This window comes from Vibrio sp. 1641, assembly GCF_033339995.1.
Taxonomy (GTDB): Bacteria; Pseudomonadota; Gammaproteobacteria; order Enterobacterales; family Vibrionaceae; genus Vibrio; species Vibrio alginolyticus.
Window position 1 is genome coordinate 1 of the sequence record NZ_JAWOVP010000475.1, and the last position, 532, is coordinate 532.

The 532-nt window shown below is 48.9% G+C and carries 1 pseudogene; it reads right to left on the minus strand.

Annotated elements, in window-relative coordinates:
* Positions 1-532: pseudogene (locus R7Z47_RS26645) on the minus strand (methyl-accepting chemotaxis protein); the annotation flags it as partial.

The window sequence follows — 532 nt, forward strand, 5'->3', positions numbered from 1 at the left end:
ACGGCTTGTGCAGAAGAAGCAATATCTGAAGATAGCTCGCTCATTTTCGCCACTGTGCTTTGCAAGAACTGTTGACCCGTTACGGCTTGCGTGGACGCCTGTTCCGTCAAAGAAGAAGCTGTTTGAGCATGATCAGCCACCGTTTGTACGGTCGATGACATCTCACTCATGGCCGTCGCCAGTTGGTCAATCTCGTTGAATTCTTCCTGCGCCGACTCTTTAGTTTCTGACATGCTCAGTGTCATCACTTCCGTCAGTGTCGCTAGCTCGTCTGAGGCGTTGATTTGCATTTGAATCACGTCATGCAGTTGGCGACGCGTTTTCTCTAGCTCTCGTGCCACATCTCCGTATTCATCTTTACAGTCCATACCAAACGGTACCGACAAGTTTTTGCTCGCCATTAATTTGATGGCTTCATTGAGATACTGAGTTTGGCGCAGCATTACGCGTGCGGCGGCCAACAGTAAAGCCACAAAAACGACGATAAGTAGCGCGGTCTGCCACACTACTTGAGTCAAATACGCTTCATAAT